At 45.0% G+C, this 25,617-nt stretch carries 22 protein-coding genes; 9 read left to right on the forward strand and 13 right to left on the reverse strand.

The window, feature by feature from the left end; translation table 11 throughout:
• The first annotated feature begins 520 nt into the window (after nt 1-520).
• A complete protein-coding gene (locus BUB19_RS07115) occupies nt 521-1,678 on the forward strand; it encodes a hypothetical protein (protein ID WP_073093865.1) in 1,158 nt (385 codons plus the stop codon).
• A 198-nt stretch (nt 1,679-1,876) separates the two neighbouring features.
• Here the strand turns inward: BUB19_RS07115 and BUB19_RS07120 are convergent, their stop codons facing one another.
• Nucleotides 1,877-3,421: a SulP family inorganic anion transporter gene (locus BUB19_RS07120; protein WP_073093866.1), complete on the reverse strand. Its 1,545-nt coding sequence runs from the start codon at nt 3,419-3,421 to the stop codon at nt 1,877-1,879.
• A 334-nt stretch (nt 3,422-3,755) separates the two neighbouring features.
• Here BUB19_RS07120 and BUB19_RS07125 point away from each other — a divergent pair, with 334 nt between their 5' ends.
• Nucleotides 3,756-4,322, forward strand: coding sequence for an acyl-CoA thioesterase (locus BUB19_RS07125; RefSeq protein ID WP_073093867.1), 567 nt, complete (start codon nt 3,756-3,758; stop codon nt 4,320-4,322).
• Between the two features lie 2 nt (nt 4,323-4,324).
• On the opposite strand, the gene BUB19_RS07130 is transcribed toward BUB19_RS07125, so the two are convergent.
• Nucleotides 4,325-5,050, reverse strand: coding sequence for a class I SAM-dependent methyltransferase (locus BUB19_RS07130; RefSeq protein ID WP_084097086.1), 726 nt, complete (start codon nt 5,048-5,050; stop codon nt 4,325-4,327).
• A 333-nt stretch (nt 5,051-5,383) separates the two neighbouring features.
• Here BUB19_RS07130 and BUB19_RS07135 point away from each other — a divergent pair, with 333 nt between their 5' ends.
• Nucleotides 5,384-5,827 carry a DUF4440 domain-containing protein gene (locus BUB19_RS07135; RefSeq protein ID WP_073094209.1) on the forward strand — a complete coding sequence of 148 codons (444 nt, stop codon included), beginning with the start codon at nt 5,384-5,386 and terminating at the stop codon, nt 5,825-5,827.
• Nucleotides 5,828-5,895: 68 nt separating this feature from the next.
• Here BUB19_RS07135 and BUB19_RS07140 read toward each other — a convergent pair whose 3' ends face one another.
• The 3 genes from BUB19_RS07140 to BUB19_RS07150 all read right to left on the reverse strand — a co-directional run bounded on the left by BUB19_RS07140 (nt 5,896) and on the right by BUB19_RS07150 (nt 8,141).
• On the reverse strand, nt 5,896-6,558 hold the full coding sequence (locus BUB19_RS07140; RefSeq protein WP_073093868.1) for a bifunctional 4-hydroxy-2-oxoglutarate aldolase/2-dehydro-3-deoxy-phosphogluconate aldolase: 663 nt from the start codon (nt 6,556-6,558) through the stop codon (nt 5,896-5,898).
• A gap of 93 nt (nt 6,559-6,651) precedes the next feature.
• The gene (locus BUB19_RS07145; RefSeq protein ID WP_073093869.1) at nt 6,652-7,104 is read right to left on the reverse strand and encodes a NanQ anomerase/TabA/YiaL family protein; all 453 of its coding nucleotides are present in this window, start codon (nt 7,102-7,104) and stop codon (nt 6,652-6,654) included.
• Nucleotides 7,105-7,115: 11 nt separating this feature from the next.
• Complete coding sequence (locus tag BUB19_RS07150) at nt 7,116-8,141, reverse strand: sugar kinase (RefSeq protein WP_073093870.1); 1,026 nt, start codon at nt 8,139-8,141, stop codon at nt 7,116-7,118.
• Between the two features lie 333 nt (nt 8,142-8,474).
• Here BUB19_RS07150 and BUB19_RS07155 point away from each other — a divergent pair, with 333 nt between their 5' ends.
• Entirely contained in the window at nt 8,475-9,269 is a 795-nt protein-coding gene (locus BUB19_RS07155) for an SDR family NAD(P)-dependent oxidoreductase (protein ID WP_073093871.1), read from the forward strand.
• Between the two features lie 47 nt (nt 9,270-9,316).
• Here BUB19_RS07155 and BUB19_RS07160 read toward each other — a convergent pair whose 3' ends face one another.
• From BUB19_RS07160 to BUB19_RS07180, 5 genes are all read right to left on the reverse strand, one after another.
• The gene (locus BUB19_RS07160; RefSeq protein WP_073093872.1) at nt 9,317-10,183 is read right to left on the reverse strand and encodes an SDR family oxidoreductase; all 867 of its coding nucleotides are present in this window, start codon (nt 10,181-10,183) and stop codon (nt 9,317-9,319) included.
• 242 nt (nt 10,184-10,425) lie between these two features.
• Nucleotides 10,426-10,821, reverse strand: a complete 396-nt coding sequence (locus BUB19_RS07165) for a hypothetical protein (protein WP_073093873.1) — start codon at nt 10,819-10,821, stop codon at nt 10,426-10,428.
• Between the two features lie 156 nt (nt 10,822-10,977).
• Nucleotides 10,978-11,184, reverse strand: coding sequence for a hypothetical protein (locus BUB19_RS07170; RefSeq protein WP_073093874.1), 207 nt, complete (start codon nt 11,182-11,184; stop codon nt 10,978-10,980).
• A 103-nt stretch (nt 11,185-11,287) separates the two neighbouring features.
• Nucleotides 11,288-12,094, reverse strand: coding sequence for a polysaccharide deacetylase family protein (locus BUB19_RS07175; RefSeq protein WP_073093875.1), 807 nt, complete (start codon nt 12,092-12,094; stop codon nt 11,288-11,290).
• A 54-nt stretch (nt 12,095-12,148) separates the two neighbouring features.
• Nucleotides 12,149-14,848 (reverse strand): DUF7133 domain-containing protein, encoded by a 2,700-nt coding sequence (locus BUB19_RS07180; protein WP_073093876.1) that lies wholly within the window; start codon nt 14,846-14,848, stop codon nt 12,149-12,151.
• Nucleotides 14,849-15,163: 315 nt separating this feature from the next.
• Here BUB19_RS07180 and BUB19_RS07185 point away from each other — a divergent pair, with 315 nt between their 5' ends.
• The 4 genes from BUB19_RS07185 to BUB19_RS07200 all read left to right on the forward strand — a co-directional run bounded on the left by BUB19_RS07185 (nt 15,164) and on the right by BUB19_RS07200 (nt 20,266).
• Complete coding sequence (locus tag BUB19_RS07185) at nt 15,164-16,252, forward strand: amidohydrolase family protein (protein ID WP_084097088.1); 1,089 nt, start codon at nt 15,164-15,166, stop codon at nt 16,250-16,252.
• Between the two features lie 96 nt (nt 16,253-16,348).
• Nucleotides 16,349-17,047, forward strand: coding sequence for a hypothetical protein (locus tag BUB19_RS07190; RefSeq protein WP_143155945.1), 699 nt, complete (start codon nt 16,349-16,351; stop codon nt 17,045-17,047).
• A 308-nt stretch (nt 17,048-17,355) separates the two neighbouring features.
• Entirely contained in the window at nt 17,356-18,267 is a 912-nt protein-coding gene (locus BUB19_RS07195) for a pirin family protein (protein WP_073093878.1), read from the forward strand.
• Between the two features lie 328 nt (nt 18,268-18,595).
• Complete coding sequence (locus BUB19_RS07200; protein WP_143155946.1) at nt 18,596-20,266, forward strand: hypothetical protein; 1,671 nt, start codon at nt 18,596-18,598, stop codon at nt 20,264-20,266.
• 77 nt (nt 20,267-20,343) lie between these two features.
• On the opposite strand, the gene BUB19_RS24125 is transcribed toward BUB19_RS07200, so the two are convergent.
• The gene (locus tag BUB19_RS24125) at nt 20,344-20,499 is read right to left on the reverse strand and encodes a hypothetical protein (RefSeq protein WP_178371452.1); all 156 of its coding nucleotides are present in this window, start codon (nt 20,497-20,499) and stop codon (nt 20,344-20,346) included.
• Nucleotides 20,500-20,722: 223 nt separating this feature from the next.
• On the opposite strand from BUB19_RS24125, the gene BUB19_RS07210 reads away from it, so the two are divergent.
• On the forward strand, nt 20,723-22,981 hold the full coding sequence (locus BUB19_RS07210; protein ID WP_073093881.1) for a nitric-oxide reductase large subunit: 2,259 nt from the start codon (nt 20,723-20,725) through the stop codon (nt 22,979-22,981).
• A 295-nt stretch (nt 22,982-23,276) separates the two neighbouring features.
• Here the strand turns inward: BUB19_RS07210 and BUB19_RS07215 are convergent, their stop codons facing one another.
• Both BUB19_RS07215 and BUB19_RS07220 read right to left on the reverse strand, forming a co-directional pair.
• Nucleotides 23,277-23,906 carry a YceI family protein gene (locus BUB19_RS07215; protein WP_073093882.1) on the reverse strand — a complete coding sequence of 210 codons (630 nt, stop codon included), beginning with the start codon at nt 23,904-23,906 and terminating at the stop codon, nt 23,277-23,279.
• A gap of 290 nt (nt 23,907-24,196) precedes the next feature.
• Nucleotides 24,197-25,510 carry a sulfatase family protein gene (locus BUB19_RS07220; protein ID WP_245802794.1) on the reverse strand — a complete coding sequence of 438 codons (1,314 nt, stop codon included), beginning with the start codon at nt 25,508-25,510 and terminating at the stop codon, nt 24,197-24,199.
• Between the last annotated feature and the right edge of the window lie 107 nt (nt 25,511-25,617).

The following is a 25,617-nucleotide window of genomic DNA, read 5'->3' on the forward strand; positions in this document are numbered from 1 at the left end:
GAAAAGCGGCTTATTCAAAAAAGATGATTCAGATTGCTTCGCAGGGCTACCGATAAGGTGTTAATTCTCTTTTTTATAAAGGGAATTAACGAAAAAATTAATACAAATCAAATGTTTACTTTCATATACGCAAAGTGCGCAGGCCCGACAAAAAACCGAGCCTGTCCCGATTTTTTCGGGAGGGTGCGGGAGGTATGTGGGGGGAAGGATTTTTTTGTCTTGATTTTTTGGTACTTTTTGATCAAAGCCTGTCCCGAGTAGCGCAGCGAATCGGGGCCAAAAGTACAATAGAAACAAGCTTAAATACCATAAATAACCTATAGCTCACCATTATCCTTTAAATAGTGAAAAGTTCATATTCCCATATAATGCAAAAAACCTGTCGTCATCCCGATTTATTTGTTTTTAAAAAGTTTGATCTACCGACGACGGGTTTGTTGAAAAGACGAGAACCTTTGAAACCAAATGGGAGAAAAAGTTGACATCTTCATTTTAAATAATTAGTTTTAAATAAAAACAGATGAATTATCGCTCCCTGCTTTTCCTGGCTATCCTTTTTTCAGGTCTCATCTCATGTAGCACTTCCCGGGAAGAACACCATGAGCAGACCGAATTGGAGTTTGTTCTCGTAGATTCCCTGGTTTTTGATGAATTACAGACCCTTCGTATTCTGGACTATCATGCTGGCAAGGAACTTTATCTGATGGTAACTCAGGGGTTGGAAGGCAGGTATTTTCTGATCGATAGCAAAGGGGAGGTCCGGGCCGAAGAAGTATTGAGCGAAGGGCCCAATGCCTTCGGTATGGTGCTTCACCGGGCCGGCTTTGTCGGTGATGAGCTCATGTTTATCAGCGATCAGGAAATTTTTATATATGATTTAGACCTGCAACAGCTCCGAAAATTTCCTTTTGAACAAGAAACCATGGTGAGAATGATTCATGCTCCCCTGGACAATTTCAATTCCTTCAGCCTGGACAATGTTCCTCACGGAATAGCCAACCTCAGTGACCGCCTTTTAGATAAATATCCCGTCGATTATTTCGATACCCTGAATTATTTTCATTTGGTCAATCCGGCAGACGGGGCTGTGGTGAAAGGGGGGAAGATAGACGATAGCAGCATTTTCAAACGGGGTTATTTTTATCCCAGAAAGGATAAACCCGTATTTTTTTCTGATAGGCATTCGGAAGTACTGTCCCTAATCCTTCCCGCCGATTCTATCCTTTTTCAGTTTGACACCAACCTGAATTTGGCCAATAAGGTCCGTTTAGAACGGCAGCAACCAGACCAGCTTGTCCGCATGCCCATGGCAGAAGCCGGCAAAGTGGCATTTAATGCCTATGGAAAGGATATTTTGCTGGGTGGCAGTTTTACGCATATTGCCGGGCAGGGCGATTCATTTATTGTGGAATACAAAACGGGTGTTGATCCGGAAAATAACCATGCGGGTCTCAGCAGAGAAGAGATGGAGGCAGTAAGGGCGAGTAGGAAAACCTATTATTACCCCATAAAATCCGGCAAACGAATCGGGAAACCGATACAATGGCAAAAGCCGGGAAGCCTTAAATTGGGTTTGGGCAATGACCGTTACCTGCACTATGCGGACCAGGCCGAAATACATGAGTCAGAAAAGGAATACCAGTGTTATTATATTTATGAGTTGAAAGAAATACAGTAACAGCGAAGGCATCAATCCATGGCCGCGAAAAATGGTTAAAGATTCAATTCAAACTGCTCAACTACCTTCGATTTTACGCTATTCATTTAAGCTATTAAAGCTAGGAAATTGCACCACTATTTGGAATATTTTTTTATACCATATTTTCAGTTTATTTATTGATATCCTAAGCAGAAAAATGAGGATATATGCTTAAAATCAATTAATTACTGGATCCTTGAAGTTGATTTTTTCCACAGTAATATCCTTCATTTTCGCATTTACCTCAAAGTTTTTGATGATTTCTATTACATCATAAGAAATAGAAACCGATTTTGAGCAGTCAATAACTACCTTAGATCCGGGAGGTATTTTGTCCAGATCCCTGATTACACTTGCTTTATTAAAAAAAGAAACTTCTTCTGCCAGAATCAAATGGTAAACTTTGGTCCCTTGTTCATCAGAGACGACTTCTTTCATATGGTGAGAATTTCGGTAGCTATGATACAGTGTAAAGAAACCACCGACGACCATACCAGCAGCAATACCTTGCAACAAGTCTGTAAGCAAAATGGCCAATACCGTTACTATAAAAGGGGCAAACTGTTCTCTTCCCAGTGAATACATCTCTTTAAAAAGGGAAGGCTTTGCCAATTTATAACCGACCAAAAACAATATGGCCGCCAGACTGGCCAAAGGAATCATGTTCAGCACATTGGCAATCGTAATGGCACTGATTAGCAGAAAGAACCCATGTATAATGGCTGACATTTTTGTTCTCCCGCCGAATGCGATATTGGTGGAACTTCTGACAATAACCTGAGTAATAGGCAATCCCCCTATCAAACCTGAGATGGTATTGCCCAGACCTTGTGCTTTCAGCTCTCTGTTTGTCGGTGTTACCCTTTTTTGAGGATCCAGTTTGTCTGTTGCTTCTACGCATAAAAGCGTTTCTAAACTTGCTACCACTGCTATGATAACCCCAATTCTCCATATTTCCGGCATCGCCACTGCGGAAAAATCAGGAAATGTAAATTGGCCAAGAAAATCGCTGGCGTTTTCGGGGACAGGTAGATTGACCACCTGAGTGCTGTTCAAAGAAAAATTTAAAATGCCGCTTTGGTAAAGAAAGTGAATCAATATACCAACCAACACCACCACGATAGGTCCTTGTAACAACTGAAATATCTTATGTTTTTTTGTCAATACCATTTCCCAAAGCATCAAAATGGCCAGGGAAATAACAGTGATCAATAAGGCACCCGGAGTGATATTTTGGAATGCTTTTATGATCTCCGAAAAAGTATTTTCTCCATCGATCTGATGAAATGCAAAATCTCCCAGCACATCTTTGTCCCATCCCAGCGCATGGGGAATTTGTTTTAAAATGATCAGCAAACCGATCCCGGTTAACATCCCTTTAATCACAGATGTAGGAAAGAAATAGGCAATAAATCCCGCTTTGGCAAATCCCAGTATAAGCTGTATTGCGCCACCGATGACTACAGCGACCAGAAAAAGCTCCCAATTTCCCCCCAATTCCTCGATGGCATTAAAAACGATAACAGCCAGCCCTGCTGCTGGACCACTCACCCCCAACGGAGATCCGCTGGCTATTCCTACCACTATTCCGCCAATAATTCCCGCGATAATGCCAGAGAAAAGCGGGGCACCGGAGGCAAGGGCTATGCCCAGACATAAGGGAAGGGCTACAAAAAATACAACGATACTGGCAGGTAAATCTCTATTTAAGTCTTTAAACATATTCAGCTTTTTGGGTTGTTAATGCTAATCAATTTGGTATAAACGACAATTTAAAAGTAACAAATAGATTAGAGACTAAAAAACCTGTGTTCAGGTTGTTTCAATAGACAGGTTGAAAAGCCAATTTTTCTTCGTTAACTTCCGGTTAGAACAACTGTCATATTCAAGCTCAAAGCATTTCAGGAAATCTATGCAGGCGTGGTTTTGACAGGCTATATCGTAAATCTGCCGTTTCTTCATAACGGTTATCCTTTTTACCATATTAAAATAGGATAATCGTGCTTACATTTGGTGGAATTTTGAAGTAGTTTAAGTCATTTTAATGCCATTGCTTATGCCTGTTTCTATACAGCCAAAACCCGCTAGTTTTTCGAGAGTCACCATCACCGAACTGATGATCCCCTCTTATGCCAATTTTGGCGGGAAAATCCATGGTGGTATACTACTATCGCTGATGGACAAAGTGGCTTATGCGGCAGCCAGCAAGCACAGTGGCGCCTACTGTGTCACCGTGTCGGTAGATACCGTTAACTTTTTGCAGCCCGTTGAAGTCGGAGAGTTGGTATCCCTCAAAGCATCCGTAAACCATGTGGGGAACAGCTCCATGATCATTGGCATCAAGGTAGTTTCTGAGAATGTCAAAACAGGCGTGGTAAAGCATACCAATACCTGCTATTTTACGATGGTGGCCAAAGGAGAGGATGACAAGCCCACGACTGTGCCTCCCTTGCTACTGGAGACACGGACTGATGTGAGAAGATTTGTAGAAGCCATCAAAAGGAAAAATTACAAAAGAGAATATGATTTACTCCTGAACCAGGTAAAACGAAATTGGGATCAGGAGGCCATCTCCTCATTGTTAGATGGGCAGCGCTGTGTGGTATCCACGTCGATACAATGAACTTACCGGGTTTTGCCAAAAACCAGAAAGTGCTGGATATTTAAAAATTGCCCATTTTTTACCAGTTCAAACCCATTTGCAGAAAGCTCTTTCTTCACCTGTTCGACGGTCATCTTATGTAGGGGTTTTATCGCCACGGCCGGATCCTCACCCCGGTACTCAATCAGCAGCAATTTACCCTCCGGTTTGAGGGATTTACGGATGTTTTGAAGCATTTCCTGAGGAAACTCCAGCTCATGATATACATCCACCATGATGACCAGATCGACTTCGTTTTCGGGAAGATTTGGAGATTTTGCGGAACCCATAATAGGCTTTACCTGGTCTGCATTCAGGTCAATTGCTTTCTCTTCAATATAATCCAGGGCCGCTTGTTGGATTTCTACTGCATAAACTATACCCTCCGGTACCCGCTCGGCTATCCTGAAGGTATAGTATCCAGAACCTGCACCAATGTCGGCTACGATACTATTTTCTGTGATCGGCAAATTGGCGATCGCTAGTGCGGTATTCTCCTCTTCTGGTCTGCCAGGCCTTTCCAGCCAGGCCATTCCGTGAAAGCCCATGATCTGGGAAATTTCCCTACCCATATAAAATTTACCTATCCCATCCCTGCTCGCATTGGCATAGGAATAGGTGGAGTTTTCCTGGGCCTGACTACGGTCACAGCCCATCAGGGTAAATGTAATGAATAAGACCAGGTATGTATACTGATTGTAGAATGCCATAATTTTTAAACGGTAAACGGCATTCCTTGTTTAATTTCTCAGGCGATTAGTTTACGTCAGCAGGGGTCTTCAACGATAATGGCGTTTTTTCAGGCGTTTGTCGGATGGGATCCCAATGCGAATAAAACGATCGGGCAATAAGCAGCGGCATACAGTTAAGATATCATCTATCGGTAAATTTGATTATATTTATAAAAACGCAGGACACCAAAAAATAGACACGTAAAAAATGATCATAGGGTGCACAATGCAATGATTATTTTAACCGGCAATGATTCTCCCGATAAAATAGTGACAAGGCGTCCGACCAATAAAAAAGCAATGTATACATACATGAAAACTCAATTACTTACGTCCCTTGCGATGATGCTTCTTTCGGTGATTCCGTTGTGTGGCCAAACCATAGAAGACGGAAAGGCCATCATTGATCTGATCGCCAAATATGCAGAAGCCCGGGACAAAGCAGATACCCTTTTGTTAAAAGCGATCATTACCGAAGACATGGACCAGTTGGTTTCTTCGGGAGAATGGCGCCATGGTATGGACGCAGCCGTAAAGGGCATGATAGGAAGCTCACAGGCCAATCCCGGAGAGCGGGTATTGAAAGTAGAGCGTGTCAGGTATTTGTCAGAACAGACGGGTATAGCAGATGCGCGATATACCATTAAGAATTCCGATGGATCAGAACGCAGGATGTGGAGTACTTTTTTAGCAGTAAAAAGGGGGAAAAACTGGAAAATTGCTGCCATCAGAAACATGCTTCCGGCAGAAAATTAAAAAATCCGGTGTTATTTTCTGATTCAACAGAAAACCACACCGGATCAGATAAAACCCAAGCAGATAAATTACGATTTCACTTCGTTGACTACCTGAATCGCCTGTTGGGCCATTTCCTTAATTTTAGGATAATCTTTTTTCTGCAGCAAGTCTTTGCTTACCAATTTGCTGCCCATACCTACAGCACAGACACCTGCTTTGAACCAGGATGCAATATTGTCCTTGTCAAGGGAAACTCCCCCAGTGGGCATAAAGAGCAAGTCCGGAAAGAGCGACTTGATCGCCGACATGAATCCGGGGCCCAACATGTCGCCGGGGAAAAGCTTGATCATTTTTGCACCCATATTCTCCGCTTTAATAATTTCGGAGGGCGTCATGCATCCGGGGATCCAGAGCATATTATGTTGATCGGCAATTTCCGCAACTTCCTCCACCAGTCCCGGACAGATGATAAAATCTGCGCCTGCGGCGATGTAGGTCTCGGCCATTTTTTTGTTTTTAATGGTCCCGATACCCAGCAGCAGGTCCTTCATTTCTGCATTCCTCAAGGCCACCATTTTTTTGAAATTCTGCAGTGCAGCTTCTCCCCGGTTGGTATATTCTACCATCCGGATGCCGGCTGCGTACAGTGCTTTCAATACTTCCAGGCTTACAGTTTCATCCTTATCGAAATACAGGGGAAGGATCCCCTGTTCTGGTATTTTTTCTAAAATTGATGCTTTATCACTCATTTTACAAATGGTTTAAACTAGTCTATACAGCATCTCCGGCTGTATCAATTCACATGTAACACCGAAATCGGGTATTTTGTCTTTAATGGAGCGTCAGACCTTTACCTTGACCACCATTTTTTTGATTTCTCCTTTACCGATCATGGGCGAATGCACGTCTTCGGGAAACAATATCACAAATTGGCCGGGTTGCATTCCAAAATACATTTCAGGCGCATCCGCATAAAATGAAACGTCCTTTTCAGCATTGTAGTCCCCCTTCTGATGCCTGCAGGATGCCCTTGGCTTCCAGCCTATGCTTTCCTCGCCTGAAATGAGCACCTGAATGTCGATATGGCGGTCATGACACTCAAACTTGTCGTTGGATTCCTCTGCGGTTTTAGCAGGTTTGGTAAACACAGCAGCTACTGCCCTGTCGCCGTCGATTTCATATTTTCCATCCTCCAATGCCTTCAAATCCTGTCCTTTGATGTAAGCAAACGCCTTTTCAAAAAGGGGGTGAATGCCTTGGTATTTATGGCTATTTGCAAGCGTATCCAGTACCATATCAATTGCAATTAACGCTGTACCCGTCCACTGGCATCTCCACCCATCAGGACCTTTACCTCCGAAAGTGTAGCATGGTTCATGTCACCAGGAATGGTATGCTTGAGGGCAGAAGCCGCCACGGCAAATTCGCAGGCATCTTTCATCGCCATTTTTTCTACCAGTCCGTAAATAAAGCCGCTGGCAAAGGAGTCCCCGCCGCCCACACGGTCGACAATCCGCACATCGTACTTTCGGGAGTGGTAAAATTCATTGCCATCATACACCAGGGCACTCCATCCATTGTCTGAGGCACTGTAGCTTTCCCTCAATGTTGAAGCAATGTATTTGAAGCCAAACTTATCTTTCATCTGCTTAAATACATCCTTGTATCCCTCCAGATTCAGTTCGCCTTTTGTGACGTCTGTTTCTTTGCTTTTGAATCCCAGTGTAGTTTCTGCATCTTCCTCGTTACCGATGCAGACGTCCACGTATTTGCAAAGCCGGGTCATCACCTCTTTGGCCTTTTCCTTGCTCCACAATTTTTTGCGGTAGTTCAGGTCAATACTTGTCGTTACACCTTTTGCTTTTGCTGCCTTCAGTGCGGCTTCTGTCAAGGCTGCTGCCTTGTCGCTTAGCGCAGGAGTAATACCGGTAGTATGGAACCATACGGCTCCATCAAATATTTTGTCGAAGTCAAAATCGTCAATTTCCGCTTCAGCAATGGAAGCATCTGCACGGTCATAAACGACCTGTGAGGCTCTCATAGAAGCTCCTGTTTCTAAAAAGTAAATGCCAAGTCTTTTGCCTCCTCTGGCGATAAACTGAGTATCCACCCCATACCTTCTCAAATGGTTGATAGCAGACTGTCCTATTGGATTATCAGGTACTTTTGTGACAAAGGTGCCCTGTAGTCCATAGTTACAGAGTGCACCGGCTACATTGGCCTCTCCGCCTCCATAAGTAATGTCAAAGGTGTCTGATTGGACAAAACGTTTAAAGTCAGGTGTTGAAAGACGAAGCATTACTTCACCAAGGGTTACGACTTTTTTGGACATGATTATTTGATGTGTTTAATGATGATTTGAAATAATGGATTGAAAGGCCTTACCTACGGCTTTTCGAAAGCAATTATGCCATAAAATGCCTTTTCAAGACAAGACTACTGCTTTATTTTGGAAAAACCAAATAACGTCCCAGCAACAGAAAGTATTCGATTCGTTATCAATAACATATACATGGTGGATGATTTCACGGCAGATATCACCGTGTCGGCATGCGGCAGGTAGCTGGACTTAAAGGACACCCGCCAAAACATACATCCTGGTAAAATTTTTCAGTGCTTTGCTGCCAGATTACCTTCTAATCATTCATTTTTATTACTTTAAAGGATGAATAAAAATGTTTTCACTCTCATCACAGGGGCAAGCATGGGTATCGGAAAGGCCTTTGCGGAAGCCTGTGCAGCAAGGGGCATGAACCTGCTGCTGGTGGCACTTCCTGATGAGTTTCTGCAGCAGGTAGGGCAGGAGCTAACAGCTTCATTTTCCGTAAAAATATTGGTCTATGGTACAGACCTTACCAGGGAGGCCGCGGTTCCGGAGCTTTTTGAATATTGTCGGAAACAAGAGCTGGAGATCAATATGCTCATCAACAATGCCGGCGTAGGAGCGGGTGGAAGGTTTGAGAATATTTCGCTGGAAAAATACCTGCAGATTGTAAACTTGAATAACCGGGCATTGGTGCAGATGTGTCATCATTTTCTACCCCTTTTGAAACAACACCGGCAAGCTTATATGTTAAATATGAGCAGTATGGAAGCCACTTTGCCCTTGCCATACAAGGCCGTCTACACAGGCTCAAAAAATTTCGTATATGCCTTTTCACTGGCATTGAGGGAAGAACAAAAGAAGGGACCCGTAAGAGTAACCGTAGTTTGTCCCGGCCCTGTCATGACCAATCCGGATGCTCTCAGAAGATTGGAAGCGCATGGAGGCAGGGCCAAATGGGTGGTCAGCAGCCCCGCAGAAGTGGCTGAAGCAGGTCTGAAAGGCATGCTTCGTGGAAAAAATATCATCATTCCGGGCAGGATCAATGGTTTGATGAGCAGTTTGATGAAACATTGCCCCACCGGATTGAAAATGCGGCTCCTGGAAAGATTATTCCGGGTATATAGCGAACATTGAGCCTCCGAATGCTGAAAAAGGCTGATTCATAACCGGACTTTAACCAATCAGGGAAAGTATTTACTGATACCACACATTTCCATACTCAGGTCCCAAAGTCTGGCAGCAGCCACCGGTGAATCAGCTGTGTAAGAAGGACTTTTGATGTGGCAATTGTCCCAATATTTGCCCGAAATACCCCTTACTTCCCCGGAGCTGGCAAGGTAAATGCTGGTCTCAGCTCCCTTTCTGGCCGACTTACCCACGAGCCTTCTGAGTTTCCACATCAGCCCATGAAAAGAAACGGTGTGTTTTAATCCAATGTCGGTCTTGACCAATCCTGGCTGCACGGCATAGACGGAAAGCTTTTCAACCGGCTTTCTTACTTCGAATTCATGAGTAAACAACACATTGGCCAGCTTGGATTGAGCGTATGCACGCAATCCGTGGTATTTTTTGCTCAGGTTAACGTCATCAAAATGTATTTTCCCATGAAAATGAGAATCTGAACTTATATTGATAATTCTTGGGTCTTTTGCCTCAAGCAATGCAGGCAATAACAGATGTGTCAGTAAAAACGGGGCAAGGTGGTTGATGGCCCACTGTCTCTCGAAACCATCTTCTGTCCGTCCGAATTCAGAAAACCAGGCTCCTGCGTTGTTGACCAGAACATCAATTTTAGGATATTGCTCCAGTATTTCCTGAGCGACGGTCCTGACCTGCTTTTGCGAAGACAGGTCAGCAATGGCCAGATCAATTTCCGCTTCCGGATGCAAAGCGGTAATTTCCTTCCTTGCCTTTTCTGCTTTATCGGCAGAACGGCACAGCAAAATCACCTTACTGCCTCTTAGAGAAAGCTCCTTTGCGGTCTCAAAGCCTATTCCTGAATTGCCACCTGTGACCAGGCATATTTTACCTTTCCTATTAATTGTCATTATTAACGTAGTTACGAACTTGCCGCTATTTATCCCGTTAGCAATACTACACCGCGATTGAAGTAAGATGATGCTCAGTCAATAACTATTCCAATGTAGAGGTTCTTTAGTTTTAGATTCCTCTACGATAGGGCAATCAGAACGAGGAATAAATGCAGTATCTTGTGAAATGGAGACCGGAATGTCACCATCAAACCGTTTAGGCCTGACCCTTTATTTCTGGCAGGTAAGCATCCAAGCGGTCAGGGCTGCTTGTCTGACAGCTCCTCTTTTGCCTGCCGGATATGGGGATACAGGTCATAGGTTGGATAAAATTCAGTGGAAAATGCTCCCCACACACTCTTTTCTACAGCCATGTTGAGCGTCCTCAATTCACTGGCGGGAATTCTCAGCGTTACTACCTGCCCGATTCCCATCATGACATACCAGTTGACCACCTTGGCCGAGGGGGGAGGAAAATTTTCCAGGAATCCGTTTTGATTCCTGATTTCGCGTAGTTCCTCAATGTTTTTATCCTGGTGGTGTTTCATGAAAATGGTGATCATCAGGCTGTCGGATGGAGTATTTTGCGCGTTTTCCTGCGCGTGCGACACCAAGAAACTGAAAAGGAGAGGAAAAATAAAACTGAAGAATTTCATAAGCCGTTGGGGTTGGTTCATTCAAATGTATAAAATTAATTGTTTTCCTCACTGGTTTGATTGTCCTTCCAGAAATTGTCGTTTATCTACCAAAAAGAGCCCGGTATATATTTCCGGGCTCTTTCGTTCATAATCCAGGGCTGGAGGGAAAAATCATTACTTACAGAACAAAACACGGTCCCAGATACCATCATGCTGGGACTCACCGTCGGTCAGTTTCAGTTCTGCGGTCAATCTTACCTCATAGGAGCAATTGGGCAATGCCGCCACGTCGCCGGTATATGACGATGTTCCGTATGCTTCTTCACCCGGCGAAGGGAAGGTGACCGGGGCAAAACTGTGAGGACCTCCCGGACCTGTCATTCCCAGGCTTACGTTTCCAAGATTGGGATTAGCAGCCGTAAATTTTACGGTCAGGGAATCTGAAATGGTGCTGCAACCACCTGAGCTGGCCAGTTCTTCCAGGTCAATTTTTCAGAGGTTTTGTAAAATCTGGTTTTAATTGTCTGGCAGCTTCTTCAAAGTCAATATATACTTCCAAATCCCGTAGGGACAATACCTGAAAACCGTGTTCGCTTAGGAAATCCAGGTATTTGGCAAAAAGCTCAGGAGAAGTAGTGACCCAGGGGTGTTCCAGATCCGGAACCCCGTGGATGGTCAAAATGACCACTTTTCCATTTTTAGCTTTTTTCAGCGCATCAAAGATTACTTGCTCATTGGTATCGTCTGTAGCCCAACTGGGAATCAGGTAGGGGTAATCTGAGTGCGGATCATAAGCACGGCTGCCACCTGCCCTTGCCATACGGTAACCTTTCTCTTTCAGAACGTCTAATACAGCATGGCTCATGCTGTACCCGGGATAAGCAAAACTGAGAGGTCTTTGCATATCGAGCGAATTCATCTTTCCTTCAATGTATGCAATCTGTTGCCGGACTTCTTCCTTTGGCAGCTTTCCCACACCGGCGTGGGTGTGGGTATGATTGCCCACTTCGAAGCCCATTCGGTCGAGCTCCTGTATTTGCTGCCAGGTCATGTATTTGCTGCTATCCGCATAATTGGGTGGAAATTCGCAAACAAAAAACGTGGCACCAAAATTTTTTTCCTTCAGGAGCGGTGCGACATGGCTATAGTGACTGGCAGGGGCATCATCAAAAGTCAGGACTACAGTTCGATCCGGAATAGGCTTTCTGACAATCTGTGCCTGGCTGATACCCTGGAGCAGCAAGATCATCCCGCAGAGCCACAATAGGAAGCTACTAGTTTTAAACTCCATCAATAAGCTTGTTTAATATGGCTTAAAGGCGTTGGATGACCGGTCTTTTCTCCGCTATCGGGCATATATTCTCAGGTTCTTCATTGCCCATGCATTTTCCCGCTGCTCGTTCAGCACCAGCCGCACCTGGTTTACGGCCGTTTCGTCCTTCCAGCTAACTGTATTGATGCCCTTTTGACCAGCTTTTGACGCCACCCTTCTCCATTCTTTGCCGTCGCCGGATACTTCCACGGAATAGCTGCCAGGGAACAGCTCCTCTCCGGAGTCAAACTGGATTTCAGACAATTTCTGTGGTTTAGGTACGGTTACCTGAAACCACATTCCTGGTTTTTGAGATTCTTCCGTCCTCCACCCTTTGAAACCAAAGGCATATCCGGGATCCCGGGTAGAACCTACTCCCTGCAATGCTGTACTACTGGCACTCACCTGCCAGTTGTCTTGTGGAAATAGCTGCTTGGGTACCTCTGCAACCAAGGCATCGTGGGAATAGTTGTTTTTGCGATCTTTTGTGGCTTCCCTCACCTGAGCTACGTACTCAGGGCTGATAAAACTCCCCTGATTTCCAAAGTCATTCCGGATATACGAAATTACAGAGGCGATCCATTCATCGGTATTTTCGCCCATTGCGATCATCACGCCTTCGTATTCTTTACCTTCAATGGCACCTGTAAGGCCGTGAAGTAAGGTTTTGACCGCATACTCAGGATGACCCTGTATGCGTGGCGATCCGGAAAAACCTGGTGCGATGAGTTGCCCGTCTGCACTTCCCGTTGGGGTACCAAGCCCTTTTACCCCATGACAGGTCGCACAGTAACTGTCAAAAATCGCTTTTCCACCATCAAATAAAACCCGTTCTTCGGCCGTATACTGGTTGGCAGCTCGTTCCCGGGCTTCGGCTATTTTATCGAGCACCTGTTGGGCCACCGTCTGTACACCTTTTGCGGTATTGCTATCGAGGGCCTTTTTCATTTGTTGTTCTATATCTTCAAAACCAAGGATATAGCTACTTAGCATGGCCTGTACGGCTACTTTCGCATCCTCCGCTTCCATTAGCCTGTAATATTCTTCCTGAAGGGATTTGTCTCCATATTTGTAGAGGGTTTCTCCTGCCCTGAGCGCCTGAACCTGTAACCTTGGGTTCCGCGTCCGAAGCCATTCCTTAACCAATTCCGGTTGTAAAGCTCCCAGTCCCTCCAGCGTCCACAACGCGTGGATACGGGCCAGCTCGTTGTCATGCCTTTTAGCCATTTCTTCCAGTTCGGAAACTACCGATCTGTCCTGTCGAAGGATAAGCAACTGCTGGGCCTTGTCCCGCCACCAACCGTTCGGATGGCTGAGGTGTCGGACCAGGTCACCCGAAGATTCCTCAAACATCTGAGGTTTCTCAGTACTTCTTGGATAATCCTCGTGGGTCAACCTCCAGATACGGCCATTGCCTACCACGTCATCCATTTGATATTGCTGAATTTTGGTACGCAGATAGCTGCCTTCCTGAGTCCAGTTGCCTTCCTGTATGATCCCTCTGTACATGTCTACTATGTACATGGTGCCGTCGGGAGCAGTAGCCATGTCTACAGGCCGGAACAAGGGATCGGTTGATTGAATAAACTCTTTCTGCTGATCCCTGTAGGGGTTTTGCAGGTAGGTCAATCCTTCGGACTTGTCCGAGCGTACCTGTCGTACGATGCGACCCACAGGTTCGCCGTAAAAATACTGATTGATCAATCTTTCCGGGAGCCTGTCTCCGCGAAAAACGTCATTTCCTGCGGCTCCGGTCACGTTATTGAGTGAGCCGTCCGCTTTTGTTTCCCGCATGCCCGGTTCAAAATCTGCCAATCCTACCAGGCTGAACGGCTCGCGGAAACCTTCCTGAAACTGTCCTGAAACCCTGAAATTGCCGTAAACGATCGGAAAATTGAAGTTTTGAGGAACCCCTCCGGCGCCGTCCTGAAACCATACCTGTCCATAATTGTCCTGCGTCACGCCCCATTGTCCATACGGGTTGCCTGTTGGCTCCTGTATGACACCTTCAGGAGTCCAGCGGATCCGTCTGGAATTGTAGGTACTGTACATCCAGTTGTCCATCGCCCAGGTCAGGAAACTGGTTTGGTGCTCCACATTTCCGGAACGACCCAGACCGGTAGCAAAAAGCTCTTTGGTATCTGCTTTACCGTCGTTGTCAGTATCCGTAAATTTGTACACATGATCTTCGTTTGACTCCATTGATAAAATGGTATTCGGGCCAAACGGGACAACAAAGCGGGGAAATACCAGACTGTCCAAAAACACCACACCAGTTTCATAAATACCGTCATTATCTGTATCCTCCCAGCGGGAAATGCGACCTGCAGGCATCAATTCCCCTGTAGCATCTATATCCTGCATGTAGGTGCGTAGCTCCAATACATACATCCTTCCATTCCCATCAAATTGGATGGCGGCCGGCTCCTGTATATGTGGTTCTGCCAGAATCGGCTCCATATGAAAGCCAGGTTGAAGCCGAAACGACTTTTGTTCCTCCAGGGCCGATACCGGGATTACAGGTGCGGTAGGGCTCAGGTCGATGCCTTTCCATCGGGGAGATTCCATATCCACTCCTTCGGGAATAAGAATTTGAGGATAGGGAGCATCATTTCTTTTGGGATCAAGCTTTGCTTCCGGAGAGACATCAAAAGCCGGCGGCTGCAATTCTTTTTGCTGACAGGCAGCTGCCAATAATAGGAGGCAGAAGTAACTCAGGTATTTGGCATTCATTTATGTATAATGGTTTTGTTCTATCCAACTTTTAGCATCTGTTCTCGTCAGGGCAGGCGAAAAACAAAAAGCAAGTGCCAAAGTAGGGCATTTTTGTAAAAATACCGGTACCGGAAAAATAATTTTTTTGGGTACTATACCATACTTGTAAATTTTGTACTAATTTATAAGCCTGATCAATTGCCAATGAAATCAACAACATGTAGAATCATTATTAGCCACACGGGGAAATGAGAATGGTACCCGTCAAAGATTACCGTCCGACTGGTTTCATCTGGGCCGGTATGTGGCCTATTAATAACAAATTATTAACACATGAAACTAAAAGTATTTCCCGCCATCACCATCAGCACGGCAACTCTCCTTTGCATGGTTCTGGCTTGCAACTCAGATTCAGAATATTACAGCATGGAGGATTATCCTGAAGTAACCAAAATGGATGTACATGTACACCTGGAAACCGAAAGGACCCTTTTTGTTGAAAAGGCAACCGGTGAGGGCTTTAAGCTGATCAACGTGGCGTTGGAATATACAGATGGCTGGAACGATGTATACCGTAAATTTGCCTATGGCAGGCAGCAGGAAAATTCCTACCCGGAGAAGGTATCCAATGTAACCGCATTTGCCGTGGCCGACTGGGATAGTCCGGACTGGGAAAGCAAAGTAATTCAATGGCTGGACAGCTGCTTTGACCAGGGTGCTCTTGGCGTAAAAGTGTGGAAAAACATCGGTATGGTCTCCCGGGATACGGCTGGAAACCTCATACAAATTGACGATGCCCGTTTTGACCCAATTTTTGAACATATTCAAATGCGGGGTAAAACCCTTATGGGCCATTTGGCAGAGCCCAGGAATTGCTGGCTTCCCCTGGATGAGATGACTACCAACAATGATAGGAATTATTATGGCAACCATCCGGAATACCACATGTATCAACAACCTGAAATGCCCAGTCATGAGGAACTTATACGTCGTCGGGACAATATGCTGGAGAAACATCCCGATCTAAAATTTGTAGGCGCACATATGGGAAGTCTGGAATACGATGTGGATGAATTGGCCAGTACGCTGGACAGATTTCCGAATATGGCGGTAGATCTGGCGGCACGAATGGGACAGGTGTTTTACCAGACGGCTGAGGACAGAGAGAATGTACGGGATTTTTTTATCAGGTATCAGGATCGTCTGCTTTATGCCACGGATCTTTCCGACAATGGAGAGCGGAGTGAGGAGGAGCTACATGCGGCAATGGATGCAGCATGGAAGCGGGATTGGGAGTTTTTTGTGACAGACAACGAGATGAAAAGTAATCTGATTAACCAGCCATTCCGGGGATTGAAACTGCCCAGGGAAGTGGTCGACAAGGTGTTTTATACAAATGCGAAGGAGTGGTTTGGGATGTAAGCATGAAATGTATTACCCACCTGGCGAAGGCCATAAATTGTATCAAATTGCCTTTTCAGTTTTAGAAAAATTATTTACTCACACCAATTCTTCAATATGAAAACAATGTTGATTGCACTCTTTTTGGGTGTTTTACTGAACCCTGCCCGGGCACAGGAAATCCAGGGAAAAATTCAGTCCCATCCCCGTAAAGACATGGATATGGTACTGATGCCCTTTGGAATGGATCATTCGATTTCTTCGGGAAAAGTCGACAAGAGAGGTGATTTTGTTCTCGATCTTAGCAGCGCCGATTCGCCTGATACACCCCAGGAGGTCAAATCCATGTTTATGAGTGATTTGTATTTTAACTTTCATTTCAGATGTGGGGATGGAAATGATTTTGGAGAAAATCATGATGTGCCGGCTGCCCGGATAGATTATGTCCGGCTAGTACAGAAAGGGGAGTGGGCCGGAACCGTTTTTATGGTGTCTGATGAAGACCTCATACCCTGGCTGGAGGACGAGGCCTACCATCCGGCTGCTGAAGGAATATTTTGGGAAATACTTTATTTGGAGGATGCGCTTACCATTGATACAAGCTGTACTTTCTCAAAATTTGTGGATGCGGATACCAATGTGGATGTTACCTATTTGTATCAGTTGGAATTAAAACCCGGCTTTAACTGGCTTGAATACCAAATCGAAGAGGTTCATCAAACCGAAGATGGCCAGATGGCTTCATTTCCTTCAAAAGTAAAAATTACAAACCTGTATGATCCTTCAAAAATGCGGTGGATCGGCAAGTATTATTAGCCGGTTTTCTCAACCATTTTTACTTCGTATTTCCCGGGGCGAACCCCTTTATCAGGTTTGGCAAACCGGCCATTGGTATCCAAAATCTGGAAGCGCTGGCCCGGGAATGCCAATGGAGGAACCGAACACATTTCCTGGCTTGAGAACCGATTGAAATAATAGATTAAGAGCTCACTTCTCTGAACCGGGGAAAGAGCCTGTCCCGCATTTTAACAATTTTATATTATCCTGATAACATATTCCCGCCTGTGTATGTTACCCGTAAAACGAAAGACTGTAAATAGTAAAAAATCAACTTGAAATTTGCCATGCCAGAAATCGTCATCAATGCCCGGAAGGCTGCTATTGGACCCGGAATGATGGTCAACCGTATTCTTCCTTTTCGCATGCGTCGAATGGTGGGTCCCTTTATATTTATGGACCATGCCGGTCCGGTCAGCCTGGATGCTGCAAATGGGCCTGGGATGGATGTGCTTCCTCATCCCCATATTGGATTATCTACCGTAAGCTATCTTTTTAAAGGTAAGGTAACGCATAGGGATAGCCTGGGCGTTAAGCAGATCATTGAACCGGGAGAGGTAAACTGGATGACCGCCGGAAAAGGAATAGCACACAGTGAGCGGTTTGAAGACCCGGCGGTATTGGCCGGCGGGCAACTGGAGATGATTCAGACCTGGGTGGCTCTTCCCGAAAAAGATGAGGAGACTGATCCCTCTTTTTTCAATTACCAAAAGGAACAACTGCCTGTTTTTGAGGATACAGGATTGTGGATGCGGCAGATAGCAGGAGAGGCCTATGGATTGAAAAGCAATGTGCCTACGCATTCTCCCATGTTTTACCTCCATGTAGAATTGAAAAAAGGTTTTCGATTGGAAGTACCCAGGGGCTTTGAAGAGCGTGGATTGTATGTGGCGAAAGGGCTCCTGGCATTGGGTAACCAGCAGTTTGCTTCAGGCCAGTTACTGGTATTCACAAAAAATGAAGAGCCAACTGTACAAGCGCTGGACGATTGTACGATTATGCTCCTTGGAGGAGAGCCGCTCGGTGAGCGGTTTATCTGGTGGAATTTTGTAAGCAGCAGAAAGGAACGTATCGAACAGGCAAGAGAAGACTGGAAGCAGGGTAGGATAGACCTCCCGCCGGATGATAAAGAAACATTCATACCACTACCCGAAGAAAAGTTTCGCCGAAAGGACCCTCCGCCAGAAGCTTTATCCTAGCTGTTATTATTGGCATGAATACCTTTTTGATTCACCAAACTGGTCAGTTTCATAAGGTATTTCTGAGATAGATGACAACCAAAAAATAAATTTTTAAACTATTTTTTAAGAAATATTTTTTAAACTAAATAAAATGTATTTTATTGTATTAAAATTGTTTTTTGAACTTTAAATATGACAGCTATGAAAAAACACAATATCCGATTGGGGGATGTCTTCCCATGTGCAGTTGAGACATTACTGCCGAATCACAACGAGCGCTTCGCTTTTTTTATTCAATTATTTTATCGCTAATACCTATCAATTTTATTTACTAAATCTTTAAATTATGAAAAAGACAACACTTTTCCTTTGTCTCATGATGGCTCATTTCTTTTTATTTGGCCAGAACCTTTTGGACAACACCCAGGTAAAATGGGGTAATGAAATGAAATTCAACAAAAAAATGACGCTGTCAGAAGTTGCCGCCGCAGACAAAACCGGCTATTACCTGATCAAGCGTAAGTACGCGCAAGAAGTGCGGGAATCGCAGAAACTTCCACATTTAGAGAAATATGATCAAAACCTGCGTTATGTAAAAAGTGTGGATCTATCGAAATTGGACCTGCCCGGAAAACCCAGCTTTGTGAATCTCTTGCATTTGAACCAGCAGCTATGGCTTTTTTATGCTACCGATCCCGGTAAGGGAGGTAAGGAAGGTTTGTACAGGCTGGCCATTGATGGCAATAGTCTTCGACCTGATGGTGATAGCCATTTTGTTATGGAAACGGGTAACAAAGGGGATAAATCCGGATTTGCCGGACTGGGAATCAGCTTGAAGAGTACTGACCCACAATTTTATTTTCATCATGTGCCGAACCAGGACAGACTCCTGATCGTGCATGAAAACGGAGCACTAAAGAAACAAGAAAAACTGGTCAATTTACTTGTCCTGGACCTTGAATTTAACCCGATCTGGATCAGGGAGGAAACTATTCATGCCAATTCGGACGAATTGGAGGTTGTCAATGCACTACTTGACAGCAATGACAATGCGCACCTGCTGAGCAAGAGCATGCCGGCTAACATTGGAGTTAAAGCGCTGTTTAAGCAGGAAAAATACTTTTTCACGCTAACCAGCGTCACCCAAAACGGAAAGGAAGCTTTGCACAAGCAAATCGATCTGCAGGAAAATCAGATCAATGCCGCAAATATCCAGGTTAATCAGGATGGTGCCTTGTATTTCGGTGGGTTTTACACCAATGCGAACAGAGCTACCAAGGGTACCGGAGGTACATACTTTCTGAAAATCAATGGTAAGGACCATAGCCTGTTGAGCCAGCAAATTGAAGCTTTTGATGCCTCCTTTCTTACCAGGGGGCTCTCTGAAGGAAAAGCCAAAAGAAAGTCAAAAAAACTGGCCCAGGGCAAAAATCCGGAGGACTCCTATTTCTTTCTTGATGAGATCATAATAAAAAATGATGGCACAGTAGTCTTCGTTGGGGAAGATCGCCAGGAAACAACGGTTAGCAATACCAGCGCTTCGCCCAATACCGGTGTGGTATCCACCAGCGTGAATCATCATTATTCGTATGGAAGCATCGTAGTAGCCGAATTCAGTCCGGAAGGAGAAAGAAATTGGGCGAAGAAGATCGTGAAAAACCAAAAATCCACCAATGATTCCGGATTCTATTTTTCTTATTCCGTTTCCCTGATCAACAATAACCTGTACTTCATTTTTAATGATAATGTTAAAAATCTTGGCTACAATGGAAGAGGGAAGGTAGAACGATTTACGCCCAAAAGCTATAAGGAGCACATGATGACTTTTGCAAGGCTGGATGGCGAGGGCAATGTGAGCCGGAGTTCACTTTCCATGAACCGTAATCGCAACCTCATGACCATAACACCGGTAAACACCCAGACGGATGAACACGAGATGGTTGTGTACGGGCAACACAAAAAGAAATACAGGTTGGCCAGACTGGATTTTGATCCAAAAATGCTGGCTGCAGAGTGAGTTTCTGCCTGTAGTCACTCAGGCATTCAATGAATCTGAAAGGGAACCTGTTTCGGGCGGGTTCCTTTTCTTCCGGATCAAGAGTATAATAAAAGATCCTGTATGATACCGCCGAAATCAGCAGGATTATGAATCTTCGCCTGGTTTTCGTTGTTTCCGGCAGCTATATCCACACTTTCAGCGACATTGCTGACCCAAACTCCAGCAATTTCCACATCATTTGCAAAGCGCATTTCTACAAATAATTCGTTCTCAGTCCTCTCCGTATTTACTGGAAACCATAGCTGCCAATTTCCACTGCCCCTTTCCGAATATATTTTTGATACCCACTTCAAATCAATTCACCCCCTAAAAAAATCTGTACATTTATTTGGTAGAGAATAAAGGTAATTATATCTTAATATCCTATTATAAACACATCAACAGATTCGTCAACAAACGAAAATTTTTGTAGATATGAAGACAGAAAAAAAATTATGGATAGCCTTCTCACTTGTAGTCGGTATTTCATTTGCAGTCCTGGGATATTATGGATATGAGATCTATCAGCAGGCACCTCCCATTCCGGAGCGTGTGCTGGATGAAGACGGGACCGTATTGTTTACCGGGCAGGATATCCGAAACGGCCAAAACGCCTGGCAGTCTATGGGTGGACAGGAAGTGGGGTCAATCTGGGGACACGGAGCTTATCTTGCACCAGATTGGACAGCAGACTGGCTACACCGGGAAGCCTTGTTTTTCCTGGATCGAATGGCAGGGGAGGAAGGCCATGCGGATTACGAGAGTGCACCTGAAGAAACACAGGCTGCGTTGAAATCGCGTCTGCAACAGCAGATCAGGGAAAATACCTATGACCCTGAAACGGAGGACTTGAAGATTTCATCTATGCGGTACGAAGCCTTCCAATTTCTAAGCAACTATTACAAGGATTTGTTTATGGGAGGTGGCCAATTGGAAGATTTGAGAAATTATTACTCTATTCCGGAAAATGCCATAAAAGATCCGCAGCGAATGGCAGACATGAATGCATTTTTCTTTTGGGCCAGCTGGGCATGTGTGACCGAAAGGCCGGGAGAGGAGATCAGCTATACCCATAATTGGCCGTCAGATGAATTGATTGGCAATAAGGCCACAGGCGATTTGTTGCTGTGGACCGGATTTAGCGTGATCATGTTGCTGTTTGGTACAGGCGTTCTGGTTTTTTATCATGCCAGAAACAAGGAGGAAGAGGTAGATGCACCGCAAGAGGATCCATTGATGCGACAGCAGATCACACCTTCTATGAGAGCGGTGGAGAAATATTTCTGGGTAGTAAACCTTCTTATATTGGTGCAGGTAATTATGGGTGTGATCACGGCCCATTACGGGGTAGAGGGCAACCTGTTGTACGGCTTTCCGCTGGCAGAGGTCCTTCCTTATGCCGCCTCCAGAACCTGGCATGTTCAACTGGCCATCTATTGGATTGCGACGGCCTGGTTGGCTACTGGACTCTACATAGGTCCATCTCTTACGGGAAAAGATCCCAAATTTCAAAAGTTGGGCGTTAACTTCCTTTTCATAGCACTTCTGGTGATTGTGGTCGGATCCATGGCTGGCCAATGGATGGGAATCATGCAGAAGATGGGCTACGTGGAAAACTTCTGGTTTGGACATCAGGGTTATGAATACGTTGGCCTTGGCCGGTTTTGGCAGGCATTTTTGCTGGTTGGGCTTTTCATCTGGCTGACCCTGATGGTGCGTCCCATGATACCGGTATTCAAAAGCAATACGAACGAAAAGCATCTGCTCACAATGTTTTTAATTTCCTGTGCGGCAATAGCCCTCTTTTTTGCTGCCGGCTTGATGTGGGGCAGGCAAACGAACCTGGCCATTGCAGAATACTGGCGTTGGTGGGTGGTCCATTTGTGGGTGGAAGGCTTTTTTGAAGTTTTCGCTACGGTGGTCGCTGCCTTTTTATTTACCAGGATGGGTCTGCTCCACATCCGGTCTGCGAGCAGCGCAGTCATTTTTGCAACGGTCATCTTTCTTGCGGGAGGAATTTTAGGTACTTTCCACCATTTGTACTTTACCGGAACACCGAAAGCGGTGATGGCACTGGGAGCTACCTTTAGTGCACTCGAAGTTGTGCCCCTGGTACTTATCGGTTTTGAAGCCTTTCACAATTACCGCCTGAGCAAATCCACCGAATGGCTGAGAGATTACAAATGGCCCATCTATTGCCTGATATCAGTGGCCTTCTGGAATTTCCTGGGTGCAGGTATTTTTGGCTTTCTGATTAATCCACCTATAGCCCTGTATTACATGCAGGGATTGAACACCACGCCTTTACATGGACACACCGCCTTATTTGGCGTCTACGGCATGTTGGGGATTGGTCTGATGTTGTTTGTACTGAGAAGCCTGTACCGGCACCAGGTGTGGAACAACAAGCTCATCGGTTTTTCGTTTTGGTCGATCAATATTGGCTTGATGCTCATGGCAGTGTTGAGTTTATTGCCTGTAGGCTTACTGCAGACTGTGGCAAGCGTGAACGAAGGCATGTGGTATGCCCGCTCTGCCGAATTTCTTCAGCAGCCCATAATGGATACACTCAGATGGTTGAGAGTAATAGGAGACACGGTATTTGCGATAGGAATTCTGGCATTGTTCGCTTTTGTCATTGGTCTTTTTTATGATAAGAAAAAAGTAAAATCGAGGGAGAAAGAGTTGGTGTGAAGTTACAGCGAATCAATGCCGATATTACACGAACGATACCTATTTAATGGTGCACAAAACATTAGGCAGTTGACTCATTTCACATAAAAATGTCCTTTAGAATAAAAAGCAGCGGATAGCATTCATCTCATAAATGCTCCGCAGCTTTTCTTTCAATACCTTTTTCCATTTATGCAAAATGACGATACTATCGCTACTATTGAAAAAAGTACCCTGCTGATCTTATCATAAAACTACCGCCCCAAGCTATATTATCGATCCGGTACGGCAGTTGTTTTTACGATGTGGGGTTGACTTATTTCTTTGCCAGCAGTACTTCAGCATGTACAGCCACCTCGCTCCAGGTTTTGCTTATGCCATCTGACCCGGTATGAAGTGCTTCGCAGGCTTTGTTTATGGAGGCAACAGCATCAAGTGCATCCCAATTGGCCAATTCCATCACCCCGTCAAAAACGAATTTGGTATCGTCTACTACCGAATATTCCAGAGGGATATTTTCTGTTTGTCCATTTAGGGTGACGTCGATGGAACATTGCTGGTTTGCATCCACTTTAAACACTCCTGAAATCAGCTCGGTGTTTTCCAGAGCGTCAAAGAAAAATTCTAAGATTTTAGGGTCTCTGGTTCCCGTAGGATCGTTGGTAAACAGACTGCTAACGGGAATACTGAATTCTGTACCGTTCATCGCTTCAAATGCGGTATCTCCTGAACCGAAATTGCTGATATTTATATTGGTAAATTCTCCTCCCACAGGCACCTTATCGGTAGTTTTATAGGCTACAAAACCGACCTTGGTCGAATCGCGTACCAATTCATAATTTGATGTATTTTCCTGGTCCTGCGTTTCCTCTGTATTACGGGAATTGCTACAATTGAAACAGGTAAGTGATACCAGGGTGATAACAAGGTAGTGAATCTTTTTCATAAGTATTTTTTTATCACAAAATAAGGCCTTTACTGGCAAAATAAAAAGTTTATGGATAATAGACGCAGGTTTTTCCTGGTACAGTTATGATTCAGTGCCCTTTAATTAAAATAGAATAACGGTTGTTTACGTCAAAAGCGTTGGTCGCTATTAGAAAAATAGGATAACCCAGGCATTCCCCCCGGATGTTCCATACCATCCGCAAAGGATTTTTATTGTGATGCAACATATTGACAACAAAATGAACGCATCTTCTGAATAGTGCGGTACAGTGGTGAAATCTTGTGAATTCACCTCATATTACCAATTACCCTTTTAAATTTTCTCACGGATTTCTTTCCCAGTCTATCCAGGTCCTTAAACTGAAGTGGACTGTTTTCGAGCGGGTCATTGCGCAGGTCGTAGATTTCTCCGTCTGCATAATACTTCCAGGAGGTATCGTAAACAAAGGTTCTTGGAGTGAAGTTTCCCCAATTAGGTGCATAGTGGCAAAATACCCATTCCCTGACCCTTCCGGAATATTGCGGGTTTACCAATTGGGGGTAGAAGCTGATGCCGTCCATTGGAAAGGTCTGATCAAGGGGGTCCCTACCAGATACTTCGAGCAGCGTAGGTAAAAAATCGGTCAAATCGATCAGGTTTGGATTGCGGCTACCCGCCGCTATGGTCCCGGGCCAGTAGGCCAGCAATGGCACGTGAGTACCCAAATCGTTGGTATACCCCTTGTTTCCCCGCAATTCACGGCCATTTAACCGGTTGACAACGTCTCTATCTGTACCATTGTCACCCATAAACAGAATCAGCGTATTCTCCGCCAGCCCAAGCTCGGTAACTTTGTTGATGATCCTGCCCACCAATTTGTCCATATAGCTGACCATACCCGGAAAATAACGGGGATCATTGACCCGGTCCTCAGGATCATAAGAGACGTAATCCGGGGAGCCAGGATAGGGTTCGAAGGGATCGTGGGTCAGGGCCATGGGAAAATACGCAAAAAACGGTTCGCCTGCCTGTTTCTCCACAAAATCCTCCAGATAATCTGTAAAAAGGTCCGGGCCGTACTGGCCTTCAAACTTTTCCAGCCCGGTGCCTTTGGTGTCGAGCAGCGCATTTTTATAACGGGAGCCCAGATCGCGCACCTGCCACAGGCGATAGGAATCAAAACCAGCTTCCTCCGGCAGACTGCCTACTTTGCCCCCAGCCAGTTCCTGCTGTCTGGCGTTTCCGTAAAGTTGCCACTTGCCCACCACGCAGGTAGCATAGCCCCGGTCTTTCAGCCAATGTGCGATTGTCTTTTCACCCGGGTCCAGCAAGCCAAAGCCAATGTAATTGCGGAAATTGTACTTTCCGGTCATCAGCTGCACACGTGAAGGTGTACAGAGCGGCGTGGCATGTGCGTTTTCGAAAACCATACCACCTGCAGCCATGCGGTCCAGAAAAGGAGTTTGGTGTTCTTTGTTGCCATAGGCGGGAAGTACCTCATATCCCAAATCATCTGCAAAAATCAAAATGATATTGGGAGACTGCTGGGCTCGCGGCCCGGGATTTACTCCTGCCAGACCGATTAAAAGCGTGAAAGCGATCAATAAAGGTTTTGGTGTCAAAATGAAGGTTTTTGAATGGGTGAACATTACGTCGGGCCTCTTTCCGCAAGTTAATCTACTACATAATCGGAGGTTTTCCAATAATCAGCTTCGCAGATGAGGCTATC

The organism is Cyclobacterium lianum (genome assembly GCF_900143075.1).
Taxonomy (GTDB): Bacteria; Bacteroidota; Bacteroidia; order Cytophagales; family Cyclobacteriaceae; genus Cyclobacterium; species Cyclobacterium lianum.

Coding starts and splice junctions, on each gene's coding strand:
- BUB19_RS07115 (WP_073093865.1), top strand. CDS start 521: ATGAATTATCGCTCCCTGCTTTTCCTGGCTATCCTTTTTTCAGGTCTC.
- BUB19_RS07120 (WP_073093866.1), bottom strand. CDS start 3,421: ATGTTTAAAGACTTAAATAGAGATTTACCTGCCAGTATCGTTGTATTT.
- BUB19_RS07125 (WP_073093867.1), top strand. CDS start 3,756: ATGCCTGTTTCTATACAGCCAAAACCCGCTAGTTTTTCGAGAGTCACC.
- BUB19_RS07130 (WP_084097086.1), bottom strand. CDS start 5,050: ATGGCATTCTACAATCAGTATACATACCTGGTCTTATTCATTACATTT.
- BUB19_RS07135 (WP_073094209.1), top strand. CDS start 5,384: ATGAAAACTCAATTACTTACGTCCCTTGCGATGATGCTTCTTTCGGTG.
- BUB19_RS07140 (WP_073093868.1), bottom strand. CDS start 6,558: ATGAGTGATAAAGCATCAATTTTAGAAAAAATACCAGAACAGGGGATC.
- BUB19_RS07145 (WP_073093869.1), bottom strand. CDS start 7,104: ATGGTACTGGATACGCTTGCAAATAGCCATAAATACCAAGGCATTCAC.
- BUB19_RS07150 (WP_073093870.1), bottom strand. CDS start 8,141: ATGTCCAAAAAAGTCGTAACCCTTGGTGAAGTAATGCTTCGTCTTTCA.
- BUB19_RS07155 (WP_073093871.1), top strand. CDS start 8,475: ATGAATAAAAATGTTTTCACTCTCATCACAGGGGCAAGCATGGGTATC.
- BUB19_RS07160 (WP_073093872.1), bottom strand. CDS start 10,183: ATGACAATTAATAGGAAAGGTAAAATATGCCTGGTCACAGGTGGCAAT.
- BUB19_RS07165 (WP_073093873.1), bottom strand. CDS start 10,821: ATGAAATTCTTCAGTTTTATTTTTCCTCTCCTTTTCAGTTTCTTGGTG.
- BUB19_RS07170 (WP_073093874.1), bottom strand. CDS start 11,184: ATGACAGGTCCGGGAGGTCCTCACAGTTTTGCCCCGGTCACCTTCCCT.
- BUB19_RS07175 (WP_073093875.1), bottom strand. CDS start 12,094: ATGGAGTTTAAAACTAGTAGCTTCCTATTGTGGCTCTGCGGGATGATC.
- BUB19_RS07180 (WP_073093876.1), bottom strand. CDS start 14,848: ATGAATGCCAAATACCTGAGTTACTTCTGCCTCCTATTATTGGCAGCT.
- BUB19_RS07185 (WP_084097088.1), top strand. CDS start 15,164: ATGAAACTAAAAGTATTTCCCGCCATCACCATCAGCACGGCAACTCTC.
- BUB19_RS07190 (WP_143155945.1), top strand. CDS start 16,349: ATGAAAACAATGTTGATTGCACTCTTTTTGGGTGTTTTACTGAACCCT.
- BUB19_RS07195 (WP_073093878.1), top strand. CDS start 17,356: ATGCCAGAAATCGTCATCAATGCCCGGAAGGCTGCTATTGGACCCGGA.
- BUB19_RS07200 (WP_143155946.1), top strand. CDS start 18,596: ATGAAAAAGACAACACTTTTCCTTTGTCTCATGATGGCTCATTTCTTT.
- BUB19_RS24125 (WP_178371452.1), bottom strand. CDS start 20,499: ATGCGCTTTGCAAATGATGTGGAAATTGCTGGAGTTTGGGTCAGCAAT.
- BUB19_RS07210 (WP_073093881.1), top strand. CDS start 20,723: ATGAAGACAGAAAAAAAATTATGGATAGCCTTCTCACTTGTAGTCGGT.
- BUB19_RS07215 (WP_073093882.1), bottom strand. CDS start 23,906: ATGAAAAAGATTCACTACCTTGTTATCACCCTGGTATCACTTACCTGT.